Source organism: Levilactobacillus zymae DSM 19395 (assembly GCF_001434115.1).
Lineage (GTDB): Bacteria > Bacillota > Bacilli > Lactobacillales > Lactobacillaceae > Levilactobacillus > Levilactobacillus zymae.
The window spans coordinates 176,758-202,653 of record NZ_AZDW01000034.1 but is presented as its reverse complement, the minus strand read 5'-3'; the positions used below and the strand labels follow the sequence as shown (position 1 = coordinate 202,653).

General features: G+C 54.0%; 23 protein-coding genes. 5 read left to right on the top strand and 18 right to left on the bottom strand.

Going from position 1 to position 25,896, the window contains the following annotated elements; genetic code table 11:
- On the top strand, positions 1–1,409 hold a 1,409-nt coding region (locus FD38_RS08850; RefSeq protein WP_057733362.1), incomplete at its 5' end, for an ABC transporter substrate-binding protein/permease.
- A gap of 73 nt (positions 1,410–1,482) precedes the next feature.
- Here FD38_RS08850 and FD38_RS08845 read toward each other — a convergent pair.
- Positions 1,483–7,185: a leucine-rich repeat protein gene (locus FD38_RS08845; protein ID WP_083485324.1), complete on the bottom strand. Its 5,703-nt coding sequence runs from the start codon at positions 7,183–7,185 to the stop codon at positions 1,483–1,485.
- A 299-nt stretch (positions 7,186–7,484) separates the two neighbouring features.
- Positions 7,485–8,060 carry an NADPH-dependent F420 reductase gene (locus FD38_RS08840; protein WP_057733358.1) on the bottom strand — a complete coding sequence of 192 codons (576 nt, stop codon included), beginning with the start codon at positions 8,058–8,060 and terminating at the stop codon, positions 7,485–7,487.
- A 173-nt stretch (positions 8,061–8,233) separates the two neighbouring features.
- Here FD38_RS08840 and FD38_RS08835 point away from each other — a divergent pair, with 173 nt between their 5' ends.
- Entirely contained in the window at positions 8,234–8,653 is a 420-nt protein-coding gene (locus tag FD38_RS08835) for an Rrf2 family transcriptional regulator (protein WP_057733356.1), read from the top strand.
- Between the two features lie 124 nt (positions 8,654–8,777).
- Here FD38_RS08835 and FD38_RS08830 read toward each other — a convergent pair whose 3' ends face one another.
- Together FD38_RS08830 and ccpA are read right to left on the bottom strand one after the other, a co-directional pair.
- The gene (locus tag FD38_RS08830) at positions 8,778–9,602 is read right to left on the bottom strand and encodes a hypothetical protein (protein ID WP_057733355.1); all 825 of its coding nucleotides are present in this window, start codon (positions 9,600–9,602) and stop codon (positions 8,778–8,780) included.
- A gap of 131 nt (positions 9,603–9,733) precedes the next feature.
- Entirely contained in the window at positions 9,734–10,735 is a 1,002-nt protein-coding gene (gene ccpA / locus FD38_RS08825) for a catabolite control protein A (RefSeq protein ID WP_057733354.1), read from the bottom strand.
- Positions 10,736–10,928: 193 nt separating this feature from the next.
- Between ccpA and FD38_RS08820 the strand changes: the two genes are divergently transcribed.
- Positions 10,929–12,026 (top strand): M24 family metallopeptidase, encoded by a 1,098-nt coding sequence (locus FD38_RS08820; RefSeq protein ID WP_057733352.1) that lies wholly within the window; start codon positions 10,929–10,931, stop codon positions 12,024–12,026.
- A 45-nt stretch (positions 12,027–12,071) separates the two neighbouring features.
- On the opposite strand, the gene FD38_RS08815 is transcribed toward FD38_RS08820, so the two are convergent.
- Together FD38_RS08815 and FD38_RS08810 are read right to left on the bottom strand one after the other, a co-directional pair.
- Entirely contained in the window at positions 12,072–12,497 is a 426-nt protein-coding gene (locus FD38_RS08815; protein WP_083485323.1) for a hypothetical protein, read from the bottom strand.
- A 21-nt stretch (positions 12,498–12,518) separates the two neighbouring features.
- Complete coding sequence (locus tag FD38_RS08810) at positions 12,519–12,935, bottom strand: DUF948 domain-containing protein (RefSeq protein WP_057733350.1); 417 nt, start codon at positions 12,933–12,935, stop codon at positions 12,519–12,521.
- Positions 12,936–13,132: 197 nt separating this feature from the next.
- Here FD38_RS08810 and FD38_RS08805 point away from each other — a divergent pair, with 197 nt between their 5' ends.
- The gene (locus FD38_RS08805) at positions 13,133–14,005 is read left to right on the top strand and encodes a mechanosensitive ion channel family protein (RefSeq protein ID WP_057733422.1); all 873 of its coding nucleotides are present in this window, start codon (positions 13,133–13,135) and stop codon (positions 14,003–14,005) included.
- A gap of 99 nt (positions 14,006–14,104) precedes the next feature.
- Here FD38_RS08805 and FD38_RS08800 read toward each other — a convergent pair whose 3' ends face one another.
- The 5 genes from FD38_RS08800 to racE all read right to left on the bottom strand — a co-directional run bounded on the left by FD38_RS08800 (position 14,105) and on the right by racE (position 20,028).
- The gene (locus FD38_RS08800; RefSeq protein WP_057733348.1) at positions 14,105–17,119 is read right to left on the bottom strand and encodes a MucBP domain-containing protein; all 3,015 of its coding nucleotides are present in this window, start codon (positions 17,117–17,119) and stop codon (positions 14,105–14,107) included.
- Between the two features lie 447 nt (positions 17,120–17,566).
- On the bottom strand, positions 17,567–18,052 hold the full coding sequence (cbpB, locus tag FD38_RS08795) for a cyclic-di-AMP-binding protein CbpB (RefSeq protein WP_057733346.1): 486 nt from the start codon (positions 18,050–18,052) through the stop codon (positions 17,567–17,569).
- A gap of 17 nt (positions 18,053–18,069) precedes the next feature.
- The gene (locus FD38_RS08790; protein WP_057733344.1) at positions 18,070–18,585 is read right to left on the bottom strand and encodes a YfcE family phosphodiesterase; all 516 of its coding nucleotides are present in this window, start codon (positions 18,583–18,585) and stop codon (positions 18,070–18,072) included.
- A 2-nt stretch (positions 18,586–18,587) separates the two neighbouring features.
- Entirely contained in the window at positions 18,588–19,187 is a 600-nt protein-coding gene (locus tag FD38_RS08785) for an XTP/dITP diphosphatase (RefSeq protein WP_057733342.1), read from the bottom strand.
- A 4-nt stretch (positions 19,188–19,191) separates the two neighbouring features.
- Positions 19,192–20,028 (bottom strand): glutamate racemase, encoded by an 837-nt coding sequence (gene racE / locus FD38_RS08780; protein WP_057733340.1) that lies wholly within the window; start codon positions 20,026–20,028, stop codon positions 19,192–19,194.
- A gap of 218 nt (positions 20,029–20,246) precedes the next feature.
- Here racE and FD38_RS08775 point away from each other — a divergent pair, with 218 nt between their 5' ends.
- Complete coding sequence (locus FD38_RS08775; RefSeq protein WP_057733337.1) at positions 20,247–20,777, top strand: YslB family protein; 531 nt, start codon at positions 20,247–20,249, stop codon at positions 20,775–20,777.
- A gap of 53 nt (positions 20,778–20,830) precedes the next feature.
- On the opposite strand, the gene trxA is transcribed toward FD38_RS08775, so the two are convergent.
- The 7 genes from trxA to FD38_RS08740 form a co-directional block, all read right to left on the bottom strand.
- The gene (gene trxA / locus FD38_RS08770) at positions 20,831–21,148 is read right to left on the bottom strand and encodes a thioredoxin (RefSeq protein WP_057733335.1); all 318 of its coding nucleotides are present in this window, start codon (positions 21,146–21,148) and stop codon (positions 20,831–20,833) included.
- A 115-nt stretch (positions 21,149–21,263) separates the two neighbouring features.
- The gene (locus FD38_RS08765) at positions 21,264–23,627 is read right to left on the bottom strand and encodes an endonuclease MutS2 (protein ID WP_057733333.1); all 2,364 of its coding nucleotides are present in this window, start codon (positions 23,625–23,627) and stop codon (positions 21,264–21,266) included.
- Between the two features lie 26 nt (positions 23,628–23,653).
- On the bottom strand, positions 23,654–24,184 hold the full coding sequence (locus tag FD38_RS08760; RefSeq protein WP_057733331.1) for a CvpA family protein: 531 nt from the start codon (positions 24,182–24,184) through the stop codon (positions 23,654–23,656).
- Between the two features lie 3 nt (positions 24,185–24,187).
- Positions 24,188–24,490 carry a cell division protein ZapA gene (locus FD38_RS08755; RefSeq protein WP_057733329.1) on the bottom strand — a complete coding sequence of 101 codons (303 nt, stop codon included), beginning with the start codon at positions 24,488–24,490 and terminating at the stop codon, positions 24,188–24,190.
- Positions 24,491–24,614: 124 nt separating this feature from the next.
- A complete protein-coding gene (locus FD38_RS08750; RefSeq protein WP_057733328.1) occupies positions 24,615–24,929 on the bottom strand; it encodes a DUF1292 domain-containing protein in 315 nt (104 codons plus the stop codon).
- A gap of 8 nt (positions 24,930–24,937) precedes the next feature.
- On the bottom strand, positions 24,938–25,375 hold the full coding sequence (gene ruvX, locus FD38_RS08745) for a Holliday junction resolvase RuvX (RefSeq protein ID WP_057733326.1): 438 nt from the start codon (positions 25,373–25,375) through the stop codon (positions 24,938–24,940).
- Positions 25,372–25,644: an IreB family regulatory phosphoprotein gene (locus FD38_RS08740; RefSeq protein WP_057733324.1), complete on the bottom strand. Its 273-nt coding sequence runs from the start codon at positions 25,642–25,644 to the stop codon at positions 25,372–25,374. The genes ruvX and FD38_RS08740 overlap by 4 nt, the downstream gene beginning before the upstream one ends.
- Positions 25,645–25,896 lie beyond the last annotated feature (252 nt).

Here is a 25,896-nt window from a genome sequence, read left to right as displayed (position 1 = left end):
CCACGACCGCTCAAGCCGCAACCGACCACTCACTCACCGCCGTTCAAAAGAAGGGCACCCTGGTCATGGGGACCGCCCCCGACTATCCCCCGTACGAATTTGAAACCACGATCCACGGCAAGACCCAAGTCGTGGGGATGGACGTTGCCGTGGGCCAAAAGATTGCCAAGGACCTGGGGGTTAAACTGGTCATCAAATCGATGTCCTTCGATTCTTTGCTGGTCGCCCTACAAACCGGTAAGGTCGACATGGTCATTTCCGGCATGAACCCCACCCCCGCCCGGCGCAAAAACGTGGCCTTTACCCACACCTACTACCAGGGCGGCTACAGCATCGTGATCAACAAGAGCGACCAGGGCCGGTACAAGGATAAGGATTCCTTCAAGGGCCAGAATCTTGGGGCCCAAACCGGGACCACCCTGTACAACGAGTCCAAAAAGCAGACCACCGGAACCACCATCAAGGGGATGACCACCATCTCCAACCTGGTATTGGCCTTACAAAGTCATAAGGTCGCCGGTGTGGCCATGGAAAAGCCTTCCGCCAAGGCCTACGTCGCCAATAACAAGCAATTGGTCATGATTCCCAGCCACTTTAACCTCAGCGCCGCCGACACCAGTACCGCGGTCGCCTTCAAGAAGGGCTCGACCGCTCTGGTAACCGCCGCCAACAAGTCCGTCGACCAGATCAAGCATCAGGACCTGATCAACAAAGACTACCTGCCCGCCGCGGGGCAATACTTAAAGACCAACACGGTCAACACCAGCATGTGGCACTACTGGAAGGCCTTCCTGACCGGGGTCAAGTACACCTTAATCATTACCGTGTGTGCCGTCTTCTTTGGCTTTATCTTAGGCGTTCTCCTAGCGCTACTGCGGTTAGGCCACGGTGGTCTCCTGCAGACCGCCGGCCGGTGGCTCGCCACCGCCTACGTCGAATTTATCCGGGGCACGCCGATGATGGTCCAAGTCATGTTCGTCTACTTCGGACTAGGCCTCATCGTGAACCTCCCCGCCCTGACCTCCGGAATCATCGCCATCTCGTTAAATTCCGGAGCCTACGTGGCCGAATACATCCGGGGCGGCATTAATTCCGTCGATGCGGGTCAGACCGAAGCCGCGCGGAGCCTGGGGCTAACGCGCACGGCGACTTTGCGCTACGTGGTCTTACCGCAAGCCCTAAAGAACATTTGGCCGTCGCTGGGCAACGAATTCATCACCCTGATCAAGGATAGTTCCATCGTGTCGATTATCGGGGTCTCCGAACTGATTTACCAAAGCAACATCGTGCGGTCCGATACCTACCGGGGCGTCGCGCCCATCGTGGTCATCATGGTGTTGTACTTCATCCTGACCTTCACCGCCTCCCGGCTCCTCAACCACTTCGAAAAGAAGTGGCAACACGCTTAATTCGATAACGAAAAAAGTCGCAACCAGACGTTTACCTGGTTGCGGCTTTTCGGTGTTTCAGCTGCTAATTGCGTTAGTGTTGATCACGGTCTTGCCGGCGCCATGCCTTGAGACCTAGCGCCCCTAAAATCAAGCCCAATAGTGACCAGCCCGTGGTTGGGTGTTCATTGGTCTGAGGTAACTTGGTCTGCTGATTCGTCGGTGTGATCGTTGCGTTCTTTGCCGTTGTCGGCGTGGTTGGTTGCGCGGTCTTCGCCGACGTAGCTTGGCGACTTGGGGTCGTCGGCATCCCTTGGGCGGCCGCATGACCGTGCTTAACGACCAGCTTGGCTGTTGGCGCCGTGGTCTGTCCAGTCGGTGCCACCGATTCGGTTGGCGTTTCAGTGGTTGGTGCTACTGGAGCCGTTGGCGTTACCGGATGATCACCCTGGCCCGCGGTACTTGGCTTTTCGTGGTCCGTCGTTGGGTCAGTTGGCGTGGTTGGGTCAACCGGCGTGGTCGGCGTTTCTGGGTCAGTTGGTGTCACGGGGTCAACCGGTGTAGTTGGCGTTTCCGGATCAGTTGGTGTTGTTGGCGTTTCTGGGTCAGTCGGATCGACCGGATCAGTGGGGTCAACTGGGGCAATCGGCGCTACAATCGTCAGCGTGACCGTCCTGCTTTGACCGTCTGTCGTGCTCAACCCCACATTGTACGTGCCCGGTTGCGTGAAGTCGACCTGACTCAAATCTACCGTAACGGGAATGACGGCGCCCTGCCGATCAGTCGCTTGGGCGTGAAAACTGGTAGCCGTTGGTGTTGGGTCGCCGACCGCCATGGTGTAATCATCTCCGGTTAAACTTTGTTTCGAGGCGCTAACGTGTAACGTCACCGTCTTACTTTGACCATCTGCGGTGGTTAACGTGACCGCGTAATCTCCGGCCTGGGTTAAATCAGCCGTTCCTAGGTTCAAGGTGACCGGCAAAGCCTTGCCGTGACGATCTGTTGCCGCGGCCTTAAAGTCCGTGGCCGTTGGTTCGGGATCACCGACCATCATGGTGTAATCGGCACCCGTTAAGCTTTGTTGCGACGGAGATACGGTTAACGTGACTGTCTTGCTCTGACCGTCAGTCGTGCTCAAAACTACATTATAGATACCTGCCTTCGTCAAGTTAACTTGGCTCAAATCCATCGTTACTGGAATCATGGTCCCGTGGTTGTTCGTTGCTGTGGCGTTAAAGTCCGTCAACGTTGGTTCAGGGTCACCGACAGTCATCGTATAATCGGAACCTGTTAAACGCTGTTGTGATGGGTTAACCGTTAACGTCACCGTCTTACTCTGACCATCTGCCGTACTTAAAACTACGTTGTACGTGCCGGCATTAGTTAAATCAACTTGACTCATATCCATCGTTACCGGAATCGTGGTGCCATGATTATCCGTGGCTGTCGCGTTAAAGTCCGTCAATGTTGGCTCAGGGTCGCCGACCGTCATCGTGTAATCGGAACCCGTCAAACTCTGTTGTGACGGATTAACGGTCAGCGTGACCGTCTTAGTTTGACCGTCCGCCGTACTCAAAACTACGTTGTACGTCCCAGCTTTGGTCAAATCAACTTGGCTCATATCTATAGTGACCGGAATCGTGATGCCATGATTATCCGTTGCCGTGGCGTCAAAGTTCGTCAATGTTGGCTCGGGGTCACCAACTGTCATCGTGTAGTTTGAACCCGTTAGGCTTTGTTGTGATGGATTAACGGTTAAGGTAACCGTCTTACTCTGACCATCTGTCGTACTCAAGACCACATTGTACGTGCCGGCTTTAGTCAAATCTACCTGACTTAAGTCCATGGTAACTGGAATCGTTACGCCATGGTTGTTCGTTGCCGTGGCCCCAAAGTCCGCCAACGTTGGTTCGGAATCGCCGACCGTCATCGTATAATCGGAACCTGTCAAACTCTGTTGTGATGGATTGACCGTTAACGTCACCGTCTTACTCTGACCATCTGCCGTACTTAAAACTACGTTGTACGTGCCGGCATTAGTTAAATCAACTTGACTCATATCCATCGTTACCGGAATCGTGGTGCCATGATTATCCGTGGCTGTCGCGTTAAAGTCCGTCAATGTTGGCTCAGGGTCGCCGACCGTCATCGTGTAATCGGAACCCGTCAAACTTTGTTGTGATGGGTTAACCGTTAACGTCACCGTCTTACTCTGACCATCTGTCGTACTTAAAACCACGTTGTACGTTCCAGCCTTGGTCAAATCTACTTGGCTTAAGTCCATGGTAACCGGAATTGTGGTGCCATGATTATCTGTGGCTGTCGCGTTAAAGTCCGTCAACGTTGGTTCGGAATCGCCGACCGTCATCGTGTAGTTTGAACCATTCAGGCTCTGTTGTGACGGATTGACCGTTAACGTCACCGTCTTACTCTGGCCGTCCGCCGTACTCAAAACCACGTTGTACGTCCCGGCTTTGGTCAAGTCAACTTGACTCATATCCATAGTGACCGGAATCGTTACGCCATGGTTGTTCGTTGCCGTGGCGTTAAAGTTCGTCAATGTGGGCTCAGGGTCACCGACCGTCAGCGTGTAATCGGAACCCGTTAAGCTCTGTTGTGACGGATTGACGGTCAGCGTGACCGTCTTACTCTGACCATCTGTCGTACTTAAAACCACGTTATACGTCCCGGCCTTGGTCAAATCAACCTGACTTAAGTCCATGGTAACCGGAATCGTGGTCCCATGGTTGTTCGTTGCCGTAGCGTTAAAGTCCGTCAACGTTGGCTCAGGGTCGCCGACCGTCATCGTGTAACCAGAACCCGTCAAACTCTGTTGTGATGGATTGACCGTTAACGTCACCGTCTTACTCTGGCCGTCCGCCGTACTCAAAACCACGTTGTACGTCCCAGCCTTGGTCAAATCAACTTGACTCAGGTCCATGGTGACCGGAATCGTGGTCCCATGGTTGTTCGTCGCCGTGGCGTTAAAGTCTGTCAACGTCGGTTCGGGATCCCCGACCGTCATTACATAATCGGAGCCCGTCAAACTTTGTTCGGATGGCAGAATCGTTAACGTTCCGTCCCTTACCGTCACGTTATAGTTAGGATTATCAGTGGGCGTGGCTTGAATGGCGTAGGTCCCGGCCGCTTCTCCCGCGGTACGCGCCAACGTATAGTTGACGGACGCCCCTGCTGGCGCGGTGTTCGTGACCGTCGCCGTCAAAACTGGGTCGGCATCCCCCACGTACTTAGTCTGGTCCGCCACGGTAATCGTCATAGGCGCCGGCGTAATCGTATAGGTCAATCCCGTATCGGCCGAATTCGTCCAATCATAGATTTGCGAGGCCGCTTGTTGGTTCAAATACGCGATTCCCTGGGGCGACAAGGTCACCGCGTAGGTCCCGGCAGCCGTCGCCGTTGGCGTTTCTAAGTCGCCGTTTCGTAATTTAATCGTCGAGCCATCGGGGTTCGGTAAGACGATGGCGTACTGGCTGGCGTTCAACGTGACGGAACCACCCGTGTAGGTTTGCGTGACGGCTGGTCCCGTGACCGTGTAGGTGCCCGAACGCTTAACCACTTTAATGGTCGCCGTCGATTGATCCGTCCCGTACTGGTAAGTAACCGTGTAGGTTCCGGCAACGTCCGGGTTGACCGTACCGTCAATGGTCAAATCGGCCAATGGCACCGTGGTTCCACTCGGCGTGACCGCACTCACGAAGTTATCACTGGGCGTCCAGGTCGTCCCGGCGAAGATGGTCGAATCCATGACCTTGATGTCGGGATTATCCAAGACGACCGTGTAATGCCCGCTATAAATCGGTTCGGCACTATTGGCTAACGGTAACGCCCAGTCAAAACTAAAGCTGTTCACGCCTTCCGGAATGATCAACTGACCATTTTGTAACGTGACCCCGTCACTCAGGTTCGTCAGCTGCAGGTCCGCCGTGGTCAGACCGCCCAGGTCCAATGTAAATAAGGTCGTGAGTGGGATCACGGACGGCGCCGTCTCGAACGCGGTGACCATCTGCTCGTTAGCGAGGGGTACCGTCGTGGTCGGCCCCGTCAAAGTCGTGATGCGGTTATACGACAGGGCGTCTTGGCCCATGGTCGTGCCCGCCGGAATGGTGACCCCGGTCAACTCGTTACCGTAAAATGCCATGTTGCCCACGGTCGTGACCGTGTTGGGAATGGTCAGGGTGCCCGTCAAATGGTTATAGATGAAGGCCGAGTCCCCGACACTGACCAACCCGTTATTTAACGTCAGCCCGTCGATGGGGTTCCCCGCAAAGGCGTAATCCCCGATGCTGGTCAAGTTAGCAGGGGTCGTCAGGTCGCCCGTCAACGCGTTGTATTCGAAGGCCCCGTTGCCGATGGTCTTTAACTGGGTCGCCTGGTCAAGATTCAACGTATTTAAGTCCGAATCATAGGTGAAGGCTTGATTGCCGATGCTTTGTAACTGACTGTTCAACGTCACGCTTTGCAGACCCACGTTCGCCAGAAAGGCCTGATTGCCAATCGTTTGTAGGTTGGCCGGCAACGTCAACGACTTGATCTTCCCGTCATAAATAAAGGCATTTTCGCCAATGCTGGTCAACTGGCTATCCGGTGCAAAAGTTACGCTACTCAAGGACAGGTTGTTGGCGAAGGTGTTGGCCCCAATCGTTTGAATGTTTGCCGGAATCGTGATGCTGGTCAGTGGGTCGTTTTCGAAGGCGTGGTCGCTTAACGCGGTCAGTTGCGTGGCCTGGCTTAAATCGACCGTCGTTAACGCTTCACTGCTGGCAAAGGCCGTATTCCCTAGACTGGTCAACCCCGCCGGCAACGTGACGCTGGTGAGATTCTTATTATAGGTAAAGGCTTCGTTGCCAATGGTGGTCACGCTGGCCGGTAAGACTAATTGATTGATTCCCGATGAAACGAAGGCTTGATTCCCGATGGTCGTCAAGGTCGTATTCGCCGAGAAATCAACGTTTTGTAAGTTCCCCAGGTAGGCAAAGGCCGAGTCACCAATGGTGGTCAGCCCGTTGGCAAAGTCGACGCCGGTCAGATCATCCGTCATACCGGTATCCGAAGCGAAGGCCGCGGTCCCGATGTTGGTCACCGTGTAGGTCTTACCGTTCACCGTATAGGTCGGCGGAATGCTCATGACGCCACTCACCTTTTGATTGAGCCCGGTGATGGTGGCCGTCCCGTCGGCATTCAATTGCCAATTAAAGACACTACTGTCCGTATAGGCCGGCGTGGCACTAGCCGCTCTAGCCTGAACGCCCGCCAAGGCGACCGGCGTCTTAGTCGTGGCGGCACTAGCCGGCGCCGCGCTACTGGTTCCCGCCGTAGCGGCCGCGACCGCGCTGGTGGCCGAACTGGTGACGACGCCTTCAGCCTGGTTAGCGGCCGCCGAAGCCGCCCCAGAACTGACCGGTGCCGTCGACGCTGCCGTGGTCGTCATTGTCGCCGCTGAGGCCACTGAGGCCGGCGCCGCACTAATCGGAGCGGCACTCGAAGCCGCAACGCTAGCCGTGCTACTGGTCAGACTCGTTTGCGACGAAGCGGCCGTCGAACTGGCCACCGAACTAGCCGCGGATGAGGCCGCGGAGCTGGGCGTCAACCTGACCGTCTGCGCGGCCGTGGCCGCCGAAGTTGCTTGACTGGTCGTGGCCGTTTGCGGGTCAGTCGTGGCCGCGTGTGCCGGAATCGTCGTCGTGGCCCCTACTCCTAAGGTTGCCACGGTGATGGCCGCCGCCATCAAATATTTACTTTCTTGTGTTTTTTTCGTTGTGTGTCGTGTCATTGACATATCGGATTCCCCCCAAAGCGATAGCTTAAACCGCACGATGGTTTCTTGCTCACCACATATATTAATTGATAACTCGTTCAATGCAACTATTATCTATAAGTGAAACATAACCAATCAGCAACCCTTATTGCATCGCGATAGTTTTAAGTGATAATTTATTTTACACTATACAAAGGTTCCTGTCACAAATATTTTTGATTCCGCTTACAATCGTTCTTTCCCGGCTTCTAACGGTAACCAATCTAACCAGTCAAAAAACGCCCCGCTAGTGGTGCCTAGCGGGGCGTTGATTATGAAAGTTAATTTAAGACGGCGAAGCCACCGTTCCATGAAATCTTGTCATTGGCGGCCAACGTCATTTGCAGGAACCCGTAAGCCTCAAGTTCCCGGGCGCGTTTCAACGAACCCGCATCGATCACGGCCACGTCACTGCCCGCTAAGGCGGTCGTTAACGCCTGCTTAGCTTCGGTGGAATCCCCGGCCGTTAAGACCTTGGTCGGTGCCGCACCGCCGACCTGCTTGGCCACTAACGTTCCCGCAAAGGTCGTGTTGAACGCCTTAATGACCTGCGATTCGGGTAATAGTTCCGCCAATTGGGCCGTCGCGGAACTGTCGGCCGGTACCACTAACCCGTCCCAGGTATCAAAATCTAACGGGTTCGTGACGTCCACAACAACTTTCCCTGCCAACTGGGTGGCGTTAGCCTTCGCAATGGCCAGCGCTGCCGGATACGGCACCGCCAAGACCACGATTGATCCTAACGCGGTGACGGCATCGGCATGCCCCAAGTAGGTCACTTGGTTGCCGCCCTGAGTCATCAACCCACCAATTGCCTGTCCCATGTTACCCTTACCAAAAATCGTAATCTCTGCCATAACGCAATCCCTCCAAAAAAGTGTATTATTTTTAAGTACACTTATAAATTAACCGATTTCTGAAAAATTGTCAATAACTAGTTCTTAAAAAGATTAATTAAACCTTTTAAGATGACGTTTTGTGAAAAGTGTTATAGAATGTAATACACAATTGTTTCAAAGGAGCTGAAACCATGGCAAATACCCAACTCAGTGATACCCTCCACGTTTTAACCTATGTGGCCTACTTTGGCGGCCGAAAAATCACCAGTCAGGAAATGGCAAGTAGCCTCGAAACGTCTCCCAGTTTGGTGCGTAAAATCATGGCTAACCTCAAGCAGCACGGTCTTCTAGTCCAGACTCACGGGACCACGAACTTGGCCTTAGCCCGCGAGCCGCAAGCCATCACGCTGCGTGACGTCTACCGGACCTTACCCGGCGACCCCGCCCTACTGAATGTGGACCGGCACACCTCCGAACATTGTCCGGTCGGCGTGGCCATGCCGCAAACGTTGAGCCACTACTACAGTGAGGTTCAGGCCGCCGCCGAGGCCCAAATGGCCCGCATTTCGCTACAGGACATTCTGAACGACGTCCGCTTGCAGACCACTTAAATCGTATACGGCGAAACCTGTGTCAAAAACCGCTTCACTCAAAAAGTGACCATTATTCCCAATTCCGGAATAATGGTCACTTTTGACGTTAATCTTCATAACCTAACCGTTGAGGTCGCCCGCACTAAGCCTGGCGAAAGGTTCGATGGCCCAAGAGGACCAAGAGGCCCAAAATCAGTTCCGCACCACCGGCAAAGATCACGACGCTCAAACTACTGTGCCCGACGGCCGTTAACAGTGCCGTGACACTGGCGGTCGATGTGGTCACCAGCAACGGTAGCCCCAGCCACCCCGCAAGTCCCACCAAGATGGTGAGCAGACCACCTAAGGCCAAACTAGGGCCTAGGCTGCCCAGAAAGTGGTGGATACTTAACGCGTAGATCAGCGTGACCACCAGCAACAATAGCGCGGCGACCAGCCCATAAAAGTTTAACTGGCGCGCCCGCTGTAACCGCGCGGCCGCCTCCTGCATGGCCGACGTGTTAAACGCTTTGGTCACTAACTTTTGCGCCTGCTTGGCCACCTGCGTGGTTAATGCAGAACTGGCGGTAACGCCCGCCGAACTGGCCTGCGCACTGATGGCGTTCGTCAGTTCCGTGGCGTCCACCGTGGTCGTTTCCTGACCGTACAGTTGTGTGACCCCCTGCGCCAGATACGGTTGAATCACACTCGCGGTAACGGGATCGCCCGTCACGCCCAAATCGTTGAGGTCGTTATTTAAGCGGTTGATGACCTTCTCCCCCACCGTCGAGCGGGAAACGACCCCCGCCGTGTACGTGGCGTTAAACACGGTCAATTTAAGGCCCAACGTCACCGTCAACAAGAGGACTAACAAGGCCCCCCAGCGCGCTAACGCCGGTCGGCGGTGATACGTTGTGGGTTTCGGCTGTTGTTGCGACGGCTCTTCATCCGCAAAATGGTAGCGCGCCATTCGACTCTCAGCACTCACACCAGCCACCTCCATCACAAAATTAATTGTTTTTCATTGTAGCACATTTAGTTGGGTAAAGGATTAAGCCGGCCTTAAGTTCGCGCAAAAAAGCGGCAAAATTCCGAAGAATTTCGCCGCTCTCTAAAACACTACTTCGTGGAACTCCGCTTCATCAAGCCGTAAGGTAAGATGACGGTATTTTCCTCAACCGTTTCGTTATTCATTAACTTGGTCAATAAGCGCATCGCCACGGCCCCAATATCGTAAAGGGGTTGGGTGATCGAACTCATCTTAGGCCGAACTAATTCGGTCAGCTTGGTGTCGTTACTGGTGATCACTTCGAAGTCACCCGGCACGTCGATCTTGGCGTCGGTCAAACCGTTCATAACCCCGGCGGCCAGTTCGTCGTCCCCGACAAAAGCGGCCGTCGCCCCAGCAGCGGTCAAAGCGGGTTCGAGCGCTTGGCCGGCCTTGTAGGTGTAATCCGTTTCAAAGACCAACTTCTCGTCGTAGGTCAAGCCGGCGTCCTTCAACGCCTTCTTGTACCCCTTCAACCGGTAATCGTGGTTGATGGCTTCGTCCATCGGCCCCGAAACGAAGGCAATCTTCTGGTTGCCGTGGTCGATTAAGTTCTTCACGGCTTCCGCAACCGCCGCCACGTAATCGATGTTCACGCTAGGTTGCGACTTTTCAGCGTCAACGGAGCCCGCTAAAACAATCGGTGCCTTAGAACGTTTAAATTCTTCACGGAGTTCGGGGGTTACCCGGTTACCCATAAAAATAATGCCGTCAACTTGCTTGGCCATCAGGGTGTTTAAGACCTGGACCTCTTTGCCACCATTTTCATCGGAATTGGTCAAAATAATGTTGTACTTGTACATCATCGCGATATCGTCAATTCCGCGGGCTAGGGAAGCAAAATACGCGTTAGTCACGTCGGGGATAATGACCCCCACAGTGGTCGTCTTCTTGCTAGCTAATCCCCGCGCAACGGCATTGGGACGATAGTCGAGGCGGTCGATGACCTCCAAAACTTTCTTCCGCGTAGCTGGTTTAACGTTGGGATTGCCGTTAACCACCCGAGATACGGTAGCCATGGAGACTGCCGCCTCACGCGCCACATCGTAAATTGTTACTGTCTGTTTTTCCATAACGATAGCCCTTTCTTTACTGTTTTGATTTGTTTTCATCCGTTTTCATGCGACTTGAACTAGTATACAAAAAGTTAGTTTCAGACGCAAGTTGAAAACGCTTTCATATCAAAGAATACCCTAATTTCATGGAATTTTCAAGCCAAGAGGCCAGCTATGCTATAATAGGGCTAACTTTTGAAAGGGTGATGACATGACAAAACTCGAACAGATCCAGCAATGGACTGCAGATCAACACGCGGATTTAACCTACTTAAGTAATCCCAAAACGATTCAATATTTAACCGGCTTTGGGAGCGACCCCATCGAACGGGTCTTAGCTTTAGTGGTCTTCCCCGACCAAGATCCCTTCATCTTCGCACCAGCCTTAGAAGTCGAAGTCATCAAGGAAACGGGTTGGGCCTTCCCAGTCATCGGTTACCTGGATCACGAAAATCCCTGGGCCATGATTGGCGACCAAATCAAACAACGCCACGTTAACCCCGCGCACATCGCGTTGGAAAAGGGCCAACTGCAAGTCGCCCGCATGGAAGCGCTGGGCGCTCAATTCACCGCTCCGGCCTTCGATATCGACATTACCAGCTTCATCGACCACATGCGCTTGATCAAGTCGGCTGACGAAATCAAGAAACTGGAAATCGCCGGTAAGTGGGACGACTTCGCCTTCGAACACGGATTTGCGGCCGTTAAGGCGGGCAAGACGGAACAATCCGCCGTGGCCGAACTGCAATACGCTTTAATGAAGGAAGGCATCATGGAAATGTCCTTCGGGAGCCTGGTGCAAGCCGGCGCCCACGCCGCAGAACCGCACGGTGCCACTAACGACACCAAGTTCCAAAACAACGAACTGGTCTTGTTTGACTTAGGAACGGTCTACGACGGCTACATCTCCGACGCTTCCCGGACGGTGGCCCTAGGCACGCCGACCGCCAAGCAAAAGGAAATCTACGACGTCTGCCTTGAAGCGCAATTAACGGCCCAAGCCGCCGTGAAACCGGGCATGACCGCCGCGGAACTCGACAAAATCGCCCGTGACATCATCACTAAGGCCGGTTACGGCGAATACTTCATTCACCGGTTAGGTCACGGAATGGGCATGAGTGATCACGAATTTCCATCCATCATGGCGGGCAACGACCTGGTCTTAGAACCCGGCATGTGCTTCTCCATTGAACCCGGCATCTACATTCCAGGCGTCGCCGGCGTCCGGATTGAAGACTGTGTCCACGTCACGGCCGACGGGAGTTTACCGTTCACCCATACGTCTAAAGACTTGACCTACGTGGGTTAATCGCAACAAAAAAACCGTAGCCCTCGCGCTACGGTTTTTGTTTGCTTATTTTTCTGAATTTTCGGTATCAGTGGTATCGGTTGGGGCCTCGGGCGTCGGTTCATCCGTCGGGGTCGCCGTGGTTGACGCTGGCGTTTCACTCGTCGAATCCGCAGTCATCGTCGGCACATCGTCACTGCTCAACACGATGTCGTCATCGGTGGCATCCGCGGTATCATCGGTGGCTGTCCGCCAATCTTCAACGCCCTCATCTGGGGTTTTTTCGCCCATGCGTTCGCTGAGATTTTCCTTAAAATCGTCTAACGCATCGGCCGCGTAAAAGGCGTAATCAATGGCCCGGTCCTTGAAGGCATCACATTGTTCGCGCGCCATGTCCTTTAACGCCTCGCGTTTTTCCAGATCTAACGCGTGGTAAGCGGCGTAGGCCGCGCCACCTAAAACTAAACCTGCTAATAATTTATGTTTTGCCATTCTGATGACTTCCCTTCCGTATTAATCGTTCGCTTTGTTCTTACGACTCCGGTTCCGGTACAGATCAAAAGCCGTTTTACCGACCCGAGCGGCCAGCGAACTCGTCGCGGATTTCTTAGCAGTCTCTCCCACGCGATCCGTTAATTTCCGGGTTGCCGTGTTCAGATCGGAGACACTTTCACCCAAATCAGCCGCCGCCTGAAAGACGGGATCGATTTTAGCCACCTTCTGGTTCACGTCTGCCAACAATTCGTTGGCGTTCGCCATAATGTTTTCCGTCTGATGACTTAACGTATCGACGTCACTGGTCATGGTCTTCATCGAGCGATTCAATTCACCCAACGTTTTGTTCAACTTTACTAAGAACATTCCAATGAAGAGCACCAAGATCAACAACGCAATCGCTGCGATCAAGCCTGCTATTTGTCCACCGGTCATGACAACCCCTCCTTGTACTTGGTTACTTACCAATAGAATAGCATTGTCGCGCCAGGCGTGCAATGAAAACCCTACCTGGACCGGTCAATTTTCCCGGGAACGTAGGCGGTGCCCCCAAAGTCTGCTAAACTAGAAACTAGTTTGGCCAGCTCGGGCCATTCCTAGAAATTTAGTCAAAGGAGGTTCGTCTCTTGGCGATCCAAACAGCCGTCACCACGGCACTAAAATCCAATCAATGGTTTCAAAATTACCTTAAATCCTTTAATTGGGAGTCCTTTTTACACCTGGTCACCAGTCGCTTCTTATCGCTGGTCTCCCTGACCATCCTGTTTTTTTTGATCAACCTCATTGGTAAGGCCATCTTGAACCGGAGTTTTAAACGCTACCTTCAAAACAAGGACCAGTCCAACAACCGCCTGCAGACCATCAGCATGCTGACCATGAACCTCTTTCACTACACGATCCTGTTCTTTTGGATCTACGCCATTCTCTCTACCCTGGGGGTTCCCGTGGGCACGCTGGTCGCCGGGGCCGGAATCTTCAGTCTGGCGTTAGGGCTGGGCGCCCAAGGGTTCGTCAGTGACCTGGTCACCGGGATCTCCATTCTCATGGAGCAGCAGCTCGACGTGGGGGATTCGGTCAAAATCGGGACCATCGAGGGGACCGTCACGGCCATCGGTCTGCGGACCACTCAGGTGACCGGCGCCGACGGGACCATCAACTTCATCCCCAACCGAAACATCACCATTATTTCCAACCGGTCGCGCAACAACATGCGCGCGCTGGTCAACATTCCCATTGCGACCACCACGCCGGTCGAGGAACTCCGCCCCATCGTTGAAGCGGTCAACGCCAAATTAGTGCCCCAGCATCCCAGCATCATTGATGAGCCGGCCATCATCGGGATTGTGACCCTGCCGACCGGTGAACTGGTCTACCAGGTGGTCTTGATGACCAAGAACGGCAGTCAGTTCAACCTGCAAGCGACTTTCTTGACCGCTTATTTGAAGGCCATCCGGCAAGCCGGGATTCACCTGCCAACCCATAACGTCACGTCACCCAAAGCTTAACTTAAGTTTCCAAAACAGGCAGCCCCCATCATCTGGGAGCTGCCTGTTTTTAAATCATCTGATACTTAAGTCATTGATGGTTTTGCTAACCGCTAGTCCTTAATTCTTCCGGCGAAACAGGGCGTACCCGAGACCACTCAAGGCGAGTGCCACTAGACCGAAAAGCCCCGTCTTGGTCGTTTGTTCGTCGGTCTGCGGTAGGGCCTTGGCCGCTGGCGTGGTTGACTTGACGCTCTCGGTGCTGCGACCGGTTGCCGTGCCAAGCGTCACCGGCGTGCCGGCGGCTGGTTGCGTCGTTGACACGCCCCCCGCTGTGTCGCCACCGTTAACGAGTTGGTCGCCGTCCCCACCCGTTTCCGGTTGGGTTGGCGTTGGTTCTGGTGCGGTTGGTGGCGTGGGCTTCTCTGGGCCCGGTGTACCGCCATCCCCATCGCCGCCACCACTGATGGTAGCCCGATAGACATAAGTCACGTCCTGATTGCCCTCGGTGAAGATCCCCGTAGCGTTAGTTGGGGTTTGCTGCAACGTGTAGCCGGTAATGTCCAGTGGACTTGTGGTGTAGGCACTCCCCTGGTCGCCAGTCTGGGTCGTGGCGGGGGCGATGACCTTCCCGTTTTCATCGACGTAGTGCACGGTAATCGTCCCCTTCGCTACCGCGTTCTTGGTGTAAACATAGATGACGTTTTGGTTACCGTCCGTAAAGGTTCCCGTCGCGTTCGCTGGCGTTTGACTCAACGTGTAGCCCGAAATATTAATTGGTGTCGTGGTGTAGGTGCTATCCAGTTCACCGGTTTGTGTCGTCGGGTCGGCGAGGGCTTTACCCGCCTCGTCGACGTAATGCACGGTGATGGTCCCCTTCGCTACCGCGTTCTTGGTATAAACGTAGATTACGTCTTGGTTGCCATCCGTAAAGGTCCCCGTCGCGTTCGCCGGCGTCTCACTTAACGTGTAGCCCGGAACGTCGATGGGCGTCGTAGTGTAGGTACTGTCCTGGTCGCCGGTTTGCGTGGTTGGGTCGGCGAGGGCCTTACCCGCTTCATCGACATAATGTACGGTGATGGTCCCCTTTGCCACGGCGTTCTTGGTATAAACGTAAATCACGTCCTGGTTGCCGTCCGTAAAGGTCCCCGTCGCGTTCGCTGGCGTTTGACTTAACGTGTAACCCGGAATATCGACCGGTGTCGTGGTGTAGGTGCTGTCCTGATCACCCGTTTGCGTCGTTGGGTCGGCGAGGGCTTTACCCGCCTCGTCGACGTAGTGCACGGTAATTGTGCCCTTCGCTACGGCGTTCTTGGTATAAACGTAGATCACGTCCTGGTTACCGTCCGTAAAGGTCCCCGTCGCGTTCGCCGGCGTCTCACTTAACGTGTAGCCCGGAATGTCGATGGGCGTCGTGGTGTAGGTGCTGTCCTGATCACCCGTTTGCGTGGTCGGGTCCGCAAGCGCCGTTCCCGTTTCGTCGACGTAATGGACAGTCACGGTGCCCTGGGCAGCCTGATCCTTGGTATAGACGTAGGTCACTTCTTGATCAGTGTCGGTAAATTTCCCCGTGGCGTTGCCGTTGACTTGTTTAAACGTATACCCGTCGATCACGGCCTGTTCCGTGGTATAGTCGTCCCCCACGTTGCCGTATAGTACCCGGTCAGCGGCCAACTGCCGGCCCTGCTCGTCCTGGTAATGCACGGTCACGGCACTATCGTAGAGCACGTAAGGCTGTACGGCCGCAAAGTACACGATTCCTTCTTCCTTGTAAGCCCCCGTTAAATAGTAGTAATTCTCAACGGGAACCACGGTGGTTCCGTTGTACGTCCCCGTAATTCCTGACTTCTGGTCCTTGAGGTTCGTAAAATTCAACCCACCGTGGCCATCCGTGGTGACCTCGTTGTTCGCGACATCCGAGCCCGAGAAATACCACTTATAGAAAAACTGGAAACTGGACGTCAGTTGCACGGGTTCCCCGACCTCCGCCTTAGGAGTGAGGACGATCTGGGTGCCATCCCGCAGGTACATGGTACTTGCGAGGTGGGCCGTCCGCTCCGAACGCTTCACGTAAGCCGGGGTGTCGCTCACGATAATTTGATTACCATAAGTAAAATCGGTTAACTTCGGCAGATCCTTCAAGGGTCGAAAATCGGCGATCCGGTTAAACGAAGTCGACAGCGATTTCAAATTCGTTAAATTTTCCAGTGGCGTGAGGTCACTGATGCGATTGTATTGAATATCTAACTGGGTCAACTTGGTCAATCCAGCCAACGGCGAAATGTCCGTGACGTTGCCATAGTAAGCACCAGAGGGGGCATTCAACCCGCTATTTAGGCTCAGATAGGTCAGATTAACGGCATATTGGAGCCCCTCCAGCGAATAGACCTGGTCCCCGTCCAAGTAGGTATCCTCCAAAGATAGCTTGTCCAATAGGGCTAAATCATCCTGGGTAATGTCTTGGACACTGGCCCAAGTCTTTCCCGGATTGGACAACTTTTGGAGGGCCTTTAACACCTTCCCTTGCATCACTTTATTGGGCATCCAGTCGTCGATGGTCGTCGCGGCGGTGGCAACGTTCCCCGTCCTTAACGACTGAGTGACCGGAGCCGCGGCCGCTGCAAAGGTCGTTGCGCGGGCTACTCGCGGCTCAGGGGAATTGGCAGTCGACGCGGGCTTGTCAGCGGAGACCACCGGCTGGGTTGACGTGACCGGGGCCGCGGCTGAAGCTGGGGCATCGCTCTTTTCGGTGGTGGTGGTCACCGCGGCCGGCTTCTCAACGTCAGGCGTCTTTTCGGTGTCAGCGGTTTCATTTTCGGTAACGTCAGTCGGTGCCGTGACGGCCGGCGTCTCGTCGGTGGTGGTCACCGGGGTGGCGGGCTCCTCTGTCACCTCGTCAGCCGGGGCGGTCGGGGTTGGGTCCGTTGTCGGCGTTGCCGGGGTCAGGGTGACCTGTTGGGCTTGCGCCACACTGGGTTGGGTGACCTGCTGGTGCTCGGTCGAACGGTCGGCCGCCGTCTCAGCATGCGCCGTTTCGTTGGTGGTCGCGACTAAGGCTAACGCCAGGGCGGTCGCACTCACGTACAGCCACTGGTGACGTTGACGGTTGGTTGGTTTCAAGCGATTATTAAGCATCCTATGGTTTTCCTTTCTACTTAAATAATGTTCGGATTTATCCAGCACAACACACAATTATTAATTAATACATTTTATGCATACAGCATACCATGACGGGATTATTTCGTCCATATACAAAATTTTATAATAACTGAATTGCATTTATTGTTTTCAATATATGGGCATTTATGAAAAATTAATGAGTTAATATACGATTATCCATTATCGATTAATAGTTACCATCAATCGACAACAATTCTTTCTTGATCATTCAGACCCCAACGAAAGTTACCGTTTGTTTTTACGATTTATTTTAAAATCGTTCGTTATTATTAATGTTAATCAACTCATTATTAGCCGTTTTATCATCTACATTCCGTCAGTTATACCTTATCTCATATTTCACCGGCAACGCCAAAAAGCCCCAGACAACGTTTTTCGCTGTCTGGGGCTGCGGTTTCACTTCTAGTCACCCACCGCCACGTCGGTACGTGGGCTAACCTGGTACTGCTTATCCAGGTTGTGGGCTAAGTAATTCACGCGTTTTAAAATCTCCCGCCGCGTAATGATTCCCCGGAAGGTCATCTCCGCATCGACCAAGGGGATAAAGGGTTCGTCCACCAATAAATTAAGAATCGTTTCCAGTTTGGTGGCATCGTCGACCCAGTGACGAATCGGCTGCATTACTTCGGCAACCTGGACCCCACTTAATTGGTCCACGGCCGCCCCGGGAACCCGTAAGAGCCGGTCGGTCACGGCCGATAACGCCAACATCCCCTGAAGGTGGTCATCCGGTGATAGGACCGGAATGCGGGTGTACCCCACCTTGGAAAGCACCATCAACGCGTGCTCTAAATTATTGGTGGCGGTCACGTTGGCCACCTTATCCGCCGAAATCACGTAACTCTTAGGACTCTGACGGAGTAACGCGGCGACTGCAGGATCTAACATACCGTCATCCTTTCTGCCTAGCGTTCAAACGTAAAATGCAACTTGGTCACGGGCCGCGCGTCGCGGGTGTAGTATTGGACCTGCCACTGGTCGGGCGTCACGGTTACCACCGCGCAAGTCCCCCCCAAGTGGCGAAACTCGCCGCGGGGCTGACTAATGCTGCCCGGATTCAGGAACAAGCAGCCCCCCGCCATCTCGACGGCCAGTTCGTGCGTATGCCCGTAAAAGGCCGCTTGGGCCCCAACGGCTTGGGCGTGTAAGGAGAGTTTGGTCAGATCCCAGTTCACGGCATCGCGGTGACCGTGCGCCAACAAGACCCGACAGCCGTTGACTTCGGGCGTTAGCACCAGCGGAAAGCGGTCATCACTATCCATGTTGCCCCGAACGGCCGCGACCCCGTCGAACCAGGGATCATCGGCGGCGAGTTCCGAGTCGCCACAGTGAAAGACCGCGTCGGCATGGAATTGGTGCTTCAACGTGTCGAGAATGGCGCGATCGCCATGGTTGTCACTAATTACTAACCAGCGAGCCATCTCTACGCCTCCCACCATTCGTCAAATTCCTGTAACATCGCCGCCGTAGCCTTAGCCCGGTGGCTCAACTGATTCTTCTTGGCCATTGGCATTTCCGCAAAGGTCTGGTGTTCGCTCGGCACGAAGAACAGCGGGTCATAACCAAAGCCGTCGGTCCCCCGCGGGGCGGTCAGAATCGTGCCGACCACCTCACCCGTGGTCACCAGTTCGTGACCGTTGGGCTTGACCAACACCAGCGAGGTATGAAACCGCGCTGTCCGCTGGGTTGCCGGAACGCCTTCCAACTTAGTCAACAATTTCACTTTATTCTTTTCGTCGTCGTGATCCCCGGCGTAGCGCGCCGAGTAGATGCCCGGTTCGCCGTTAAGGGCGTCGACCATCAGACCGGAATCATCGGCCAACACGGGTAACTGGGTCGCCTGCGCGACCGTTGTGGCCTTAAGTTGCGCATTTTCGGTAAAGGTCTTGCCGGTTTCGGGAACCGCCGGTAGGTCGGGAAAATCGGCCAACGTTTTGACCGTGATGCCCTTGGGTTCAAAGATGGCCCGAAACTCCCGGGCCTTCCCGGCGTTCGTGGTCGCAATGACTAAAGTATCTGCCATAATTCTATTCAGCCTCCAAATCAATTTGGGTTAACGTCTCTAGGGAAATTGCCTGCGCGTGGACCGGGGTGGTATCGAGCCAATGGTTCGCGGCCCGGTCAAAGCCGGTCACCTCTCCGGTCGTATAATAGGTCGCCTGCGGTTGCGGCTGGCCCGTTGAATTCGCCAGGTTCCAGTAATCGAGTAACGCCGTGACCGCGTTGGCGGTGGCGGTACCGGGATCGATCAGTTGCACACCCGGCCCCAGCACCCGTTGAATGACCTGCCGTAACAGTGGAAAGTGCGTGCAGCCCAGAATCAAGGTATCGATCTGCGTGCCTTGCAGGGGAGCCAGTTTATCCGCCACCACCTGCTGGGCGTGCGGTGACGCCAGGTCGTTGGCTTCCGCGAGCTGCACAAACTCGGGACAGGCCAGACTGGTCACCGTATTACGGGGATCTTGGGCCAGGATGGTTTGCTGGTAGGCCTGACTCTTGACGGTCCCGGCGGTGGCAATCACCCCGATCTTATGGGTCTTGGTGGCCTGCACCGCCGCTCGGGCTCCCGGAGCGATCACCCCCACGACCGGAATCGCCAGGGTTTGTTGTAACGTCGGCAACGCCGCCGCAGTCGCGGTATTGCACGCCAGCACCAACAATTTGATGTGATCGTGGCGTTGAAGAAACGCCGCAATCTGTTGCGTAAACGTCAAGACCTCACTTTGGGGCCGCGGGCCGTACGGGAGCCGCTGCTGATCGCCCAAATAAACGGTCTTTTCCGTGGGAAGTAACCGTTGAACTTCCCTTAACACCGTTAAACCACCCACGCCCGAGTCCATAAATCCAATTGCCGCATTGCGCATGACGCCACGCCTCCTCAATCTTACTTGAACCTATATTATCGCCTTTTTATAAATCGGTTTCAAGCCAGATGCTAGAAAACCACGCCGCCCCAATAAGCAAGGTGGGCTTATAAAAAAGTTTTAAAATTGGCTGGTCCCTAGTGTCTGGGATTTTTTAAGGTATAATTACAGTATAATTACAAATTAGAGAAAACTTTTGGACGAAGGAGTCAATCATCGTGAAAAACTTATACCAAACCGTCATGAGCGACGCTGCGGGGGCGCCCTACCTGCCACAGCTCATCATTCGAGACGCGCTTATTCCGGAATTACTGGGGGACGATAAGGGGGCCATCGGTTACTGGGCAGGGAAATCCCTCGCCCGCAAATTTCCGTTGGGTAACCCTAAGGATGCCGCCATCTTCTTCCAACAGGTGGGCTTTGGGACGCTGACCTTACTTAAGCAAACGGGAGAAATGACCCGTTGGCAGCTCAGTGGCGAACCCGTCAAGCTCCGCAAACAACTGAAGGCCGATAATGATTTCACTCTAGAAGCCGGTTTTCTCGCCGAAATGATGGCCCAACAACTGGGCATCAGCGCCGAAGCCGAACTGGTGGAAACCAGTCGTAAACTGCGGGACCAGGCCGTAACGTTCGACGTCTACACGGACCCCAGCGACGTGATCCCCGATTACGATGCGCCGACCCCCCTCGACGTTATCGCCCCAGACACGCCGGAGACGCCCGACACGCCCCAACAATCGAAATAACGGTTTAAAAAAAGCGGACTCCGACCAGGAATCCGCTTTTTTAGCGCTGCCCGTTAGGCTTCAACGTATTGCGCCAGAATCTTCTTTAGTTGGTCTTTGGAGTGGTAACCCACGATGGAGTCCACCACTTCGCCATCCTTCTTCACCAATAACGTTGGGATACTCATGATGCCAAAGGATTGGGGCGTGTTCGGGTTCGCGTCAACGTCCATCTTGTTGAACGTGACCTGATCACTCATTTCTTCGGATAATTGTTCCACCACTGGTGATTGCATGCGACATGGGCCACACCACGTTGCCCAAAAATCAGTCAACGTGACACCCGTTGCCGTATCTTGTTCGAAGGTCTTGTCCGTTGTTTCTGCTACCATAATACTGCCTCCTTAAAGGGATGATTAATAACCAGTAGCGCTAAAAAGTCTACAATCATTAGTCTACCAGAATCGGGTCAAATAACAACTGAATTGCTCACAACCGGTTTTTCGGTTACTGGAGTCGCACGATGGTCGAGCCGTCACCCCCGGCGTTAGCCGGCGAGAAACCAAAGCTCTTCACGCGCTTACTGCGTTTCAGGTAGTCGGTCACGCCCTTGCGCAGCGCCCCGGTCCCCTTACCGTGAATGATGGTCACGGACGGATAACCCGCCAGTAAGGCCGAATCAATGTACCGGTCGACTTCGGCCATGGCCTCTTCGTACCGGTGCCCCCGTAAATCCAGGGTCGGCGACATGCCGTTGGACCCCGTTCGCCGAATCGACGCCCGTGGTTGCTTCTTGGATTTAGCGGGATCGGCGGCCTTCTCGAGGTCGGTCGTGGCGATCTTCATCTTCAAGATGCCCAGTTGGACCTCCCAGTGTTGGTCGTCGAGTTGCTGCATCAGCACCCCGGTCTGGCCATACGACTTGACCAGGACACTATCACCCTTTTTGAAGGTGTGCTTGGCCTTTTCTCGCCGTAAGACCTTGTTCTTCCGTAACCCAGTATCCTGTTGCAGGGCGTTCAACGCCCCCTGCGCGGCGATCAGTTCGTCTTCCTTGACCACGCTCTTACCGGCGTCTAACTGTTTCTTGCGCAGGTCACTAATGATCTGGTTGGCGCGTTTGCGGGACTCGTCCACAATCCGGTTCGCTTCCCGTTTGGCGTCCAACAACAATTGATCCTTCTGGTGTTGGTACTGGTCAAACTGCTTTTGTAACTGGTCGTGCAGTTCCGTAGCCTCGGTCAGTTGACTTTCCAGGTTGGCCGCATGGCTATCGGCTAAGCGTTTCTGCTCGGTCAAGTCACTGATCATGGCGTTTAAGTCCTGACTATCTTGGTCGGTCAACCCCCGGGCGGCAGCCACCACCTGGCTCGGCATCCCCAGGCGGGCGGCAATGTCTAAGGCGTTACTGCGTCCCGGAATCCCGATCAACAGACGATAGGTCGGTTGAAGACTGTCCGCATCGAACTCCATGCTGGCGTTGATGGTTTCCGGCCGGTTATACCCGTAAGCCTTCAGCTCGGGGTAGTGGGTCGAGACCATCACGTAACTACCCAGCGTCCCGATCTGGTCCAAAATCGCGATGGCTAACGCCGCCCCCTCTTGCGGGTCGGTCCCGGCACCCAGTTCATCGATGATGACCAGGCTGCGGTCGTCGGCCTGCTTTAGGATGCTGACGATGTTTTCCATGTGGCCGGAGAAGGTACTCAGGCTTTGCTCAATGGACTGTTCGTCCCCGATGTCGGCAAAAATGTCGTCGAAGACCCCGATGACACTATTTTCGTTGGCCGGGATGAATAACCCGGACTGTCCCATCAGTTGGACCAGGGCCAACGTCTTTAACGTGATGGTCTTCCCACCGGTGTTGGGCCCCGTCACGATGATGGTCTTATAGTCCTTGCCAATGGCGATGTCGTTGGCCACGACCTTCTTGGGGTCGATCAGCGGGTGACGCGCCTGCCGCAAGTTGACCTGGTTTGCCAACGAGAGCTTGGGTTCCGTCGCCTTGATTTGGTGAGCGTAACGGGCCTTGGCGTTGATAAAGTCCAAGTGACCTAAAATCTCGGCGTTGCGTAAGATCTCATCCTGATACGGCGTGAGTAAGGCCGTCAATTCGGCCAAGAGTCGTTGTTCTTCATGGCGCTCGTCCATTTGATTCTGCCGTAAGCGGTTGTTCAGACTCACGACCGCTTGGGGTTCGATAAACAGCGTTTGGCCACTGGCACTCTGGTCGTGCACGATACCGCCGAAGTGTTGCTTGTATTCCGAACGAACGGGAATCACGTACCGGTCATCACGAATCGTGACGATAGTTTCGCTCAAATACTTGGCGTCCTTGCCCCGCGTGTACTGATCCATGTTTTCGCGGATCGCCGCGGCGGTCTGCGCGATGTGTTGCCGAATCTGGCGTAACTCGGGAGAGGCGTCGTCGGTCAGATGGCCGTCGCCCTCCAGTGATGTGCGTAGGCGCCACGTCACGTCCGGTAAGGTCACCAGTTCGCGAACTTCGCGATTGAGTAACCGTAACGTCAGTTGTTTTTCGGCGAGTTGGTCGAAGAACTTGACCACGGAACTCGTGGTCCACAGTACCCGGCTGATTTGCGCCAGCTCGAGGCCGTTTAACACGGCCTCCAGAGCTAGCCGCTTCAAGTGCGGACGAATGTCATCCAGTTTGGGTAACGGAATCCCGCTTTCCAACCGGTAGATGTCCGCCCCGTCTTGGGCCTCGTCCAACCACCGTTGTAATTTTTTGCTGTCGGCTGTGGGCTGCAATTTAGCCAGTTCGTGTTGTCCGGCCGCCGAGACCAGATAACCCTGAATGGCTTGCTTGATCCGCCCATATTCCATGATGGTTAGTGTTTTTTGATTCATGGGAGCTCCTTTTTTAAAGCGTCACCCTAATGCTGGGTCAGCCACCACTGATAGACCTGGTGGGACAAAACCGGAGTCTCCTTGACGACCCACTGCGCCACGGTGGACGTCTTGTAGGTCGCCTGAAAACTGTCGATTGGCAATAGAATGAGTAAATTGAGTAACAAAAAGATAATCACGTAACGAATAGCCAAATTAATCAAGCCACCCGCCAAGGAATTTACCTGGTGAATGACTGGTAACCAGGTCACCTTATTCAGCCCATAGGACACGCGGCGCACCACGAAGTACCCCACGGTCAGAATGGCGGAGAAGGCCAGCCCGTTGAGAAAAAAAGCACTACTTTGGCTGGCCGTGACCGCACTGACCGAACTATTGAGAGACAGGTTACCGAAAAATTGACTTAACCCGCTGGCTAAGGGTTTGGCCCCAAAGCGTGCGGCGATCCAGACCACCAGGTAGCCCACGGTCAGGAGCAGTTGTAGCACTAACCCCCGGTGAAAGCCGCGGTAAAAGCCCCAGGCCAGGATCAACACGATTCCAATACTTAGCAGCAAACGCTACTCCCCCGTTTCCTTAGTGGGTGCCTGGGGCTGTTCTGCCGACGTACTGGTGGCTGCAGTAGCTGCAGTGTCTGCAGCGTCTGCGGCCGCCGCCATCTTCAATTGATCCGAAATCGCGTTAAACGCCATCAACACGGCGGCGTCTTCCTTACTGATATCTGGTGACACTTGTTTTAATTGTTTAAATTGTTCGTTTAATAGGGTCGTTACGGCGCGCATGTGATCATCGGTCGCTTGGCCGACAATCGTGTACGGTTTACCCGCAATGACCGCCTTGAAGCGGTGAGTTTGTTCCGTCATCTCATGATTCCCCCTAATTTTCACAACGTCTTATTTTACCATTAATCCTAGGTCCGGCCTAGTTTTAGACCCGTTTGAAAACCAGGGCAAACAAAAAGGGCGGAAATCCGCCCTTGGTGCTTGCTTACTTTTGTTCTTTGCCCGCGTTAGGATCAACGGTCCCGTCTGCTAAGAACGTGTTCAAAACAGATTCGACCATGTCCCATTCTTCGTCGGATTCGATCAATTGCAGGTCGCCCCCGGAAGGATTGGCTGGGTCATCGTCTGCTGGTAAGGCGTAGGCCTGAATGTCGACTTCTTCGTCGTCACTCTTGCCAGCAGGGTAAATCAAAATGTAAGACTTACCAAAGTCGTCGGATTCAAACGTAAATAACACATCGTATAACTCTTCGTTGCCGTTTTCATCAACTAATGTAATTTGTTCTTGGTCTTCGTTCATGGGAAACCTCACTTTTCTCGGGTTAACTTGCCCTTGCGATCCAAGTAGTTCTGCAAAATCAACCCAGCTGCTAATTTATCAATGACGCGCTTGCGTTTCCGCCGAGACGTGTCAGCTTGTTCCACTAACATACGCTCCGCTTCCACCGTTGTCAACCGCTCATCTTCGAAGTCGACCGGTAAATGAAACCGATCCGTTAACATTTGACCGTAACGCTGCGAGGCGGCGACCCGGGGCCCTAAAGTATTGTTCATATTCTTGGGCAGTCCGACCACAAACCCGTCAACGTCATGGGCCTTCACTAATTCAGCGACCCGGTCCAAGCCAAACACTTCATTTTCTTCGTCAATCGGGATGATCTCGATTCCTTGGGCCGTCCAGCCCAACGCATCACTAATTGCGATCCCGACAGTGCGAGATCCGACATCTAATCCCATTAACTTCATGAAGGCTTCACCGGTCCATTCTGATTAAGATAGAAACGCACGAGTTCTTCAATGATCTCGTCACGTTCGTGTTTGCGAATTAAATTCCGCGCATCATTGATTCGCGGGATGTACGCAGGATCGCCCGATAGCAGGTACCCGACAATCTGATTAATTGGGTTATAACCCTTTTCTTCTAGTGCCCGATAAACCGTGACCAGCGTCTCGTGGACATCCTTCGGTTGATTAGCGCCAAAGTCAAAATACATCGTTTTGTCTAATGAACTCACTATATAACACCCCCGCACTTCCTCACTTAGTGTTAATTTTACTCGATTGCCTAGCAAACTACAACGACCGACCCCCGATGTAATCTTTTCGTAATACAAACTCGGGGCCGATTTCTCCCAGTTCAGCCTGGGACTTCACCTTTCGGAGAGTTTACTATACCACTAATAGACCAATAACCCAACTATTTGATTCTCTATAGGAATCTCCTAATTAGACCAATCCAAAAAGCGCGATTCCCGGTTGGGAATCGC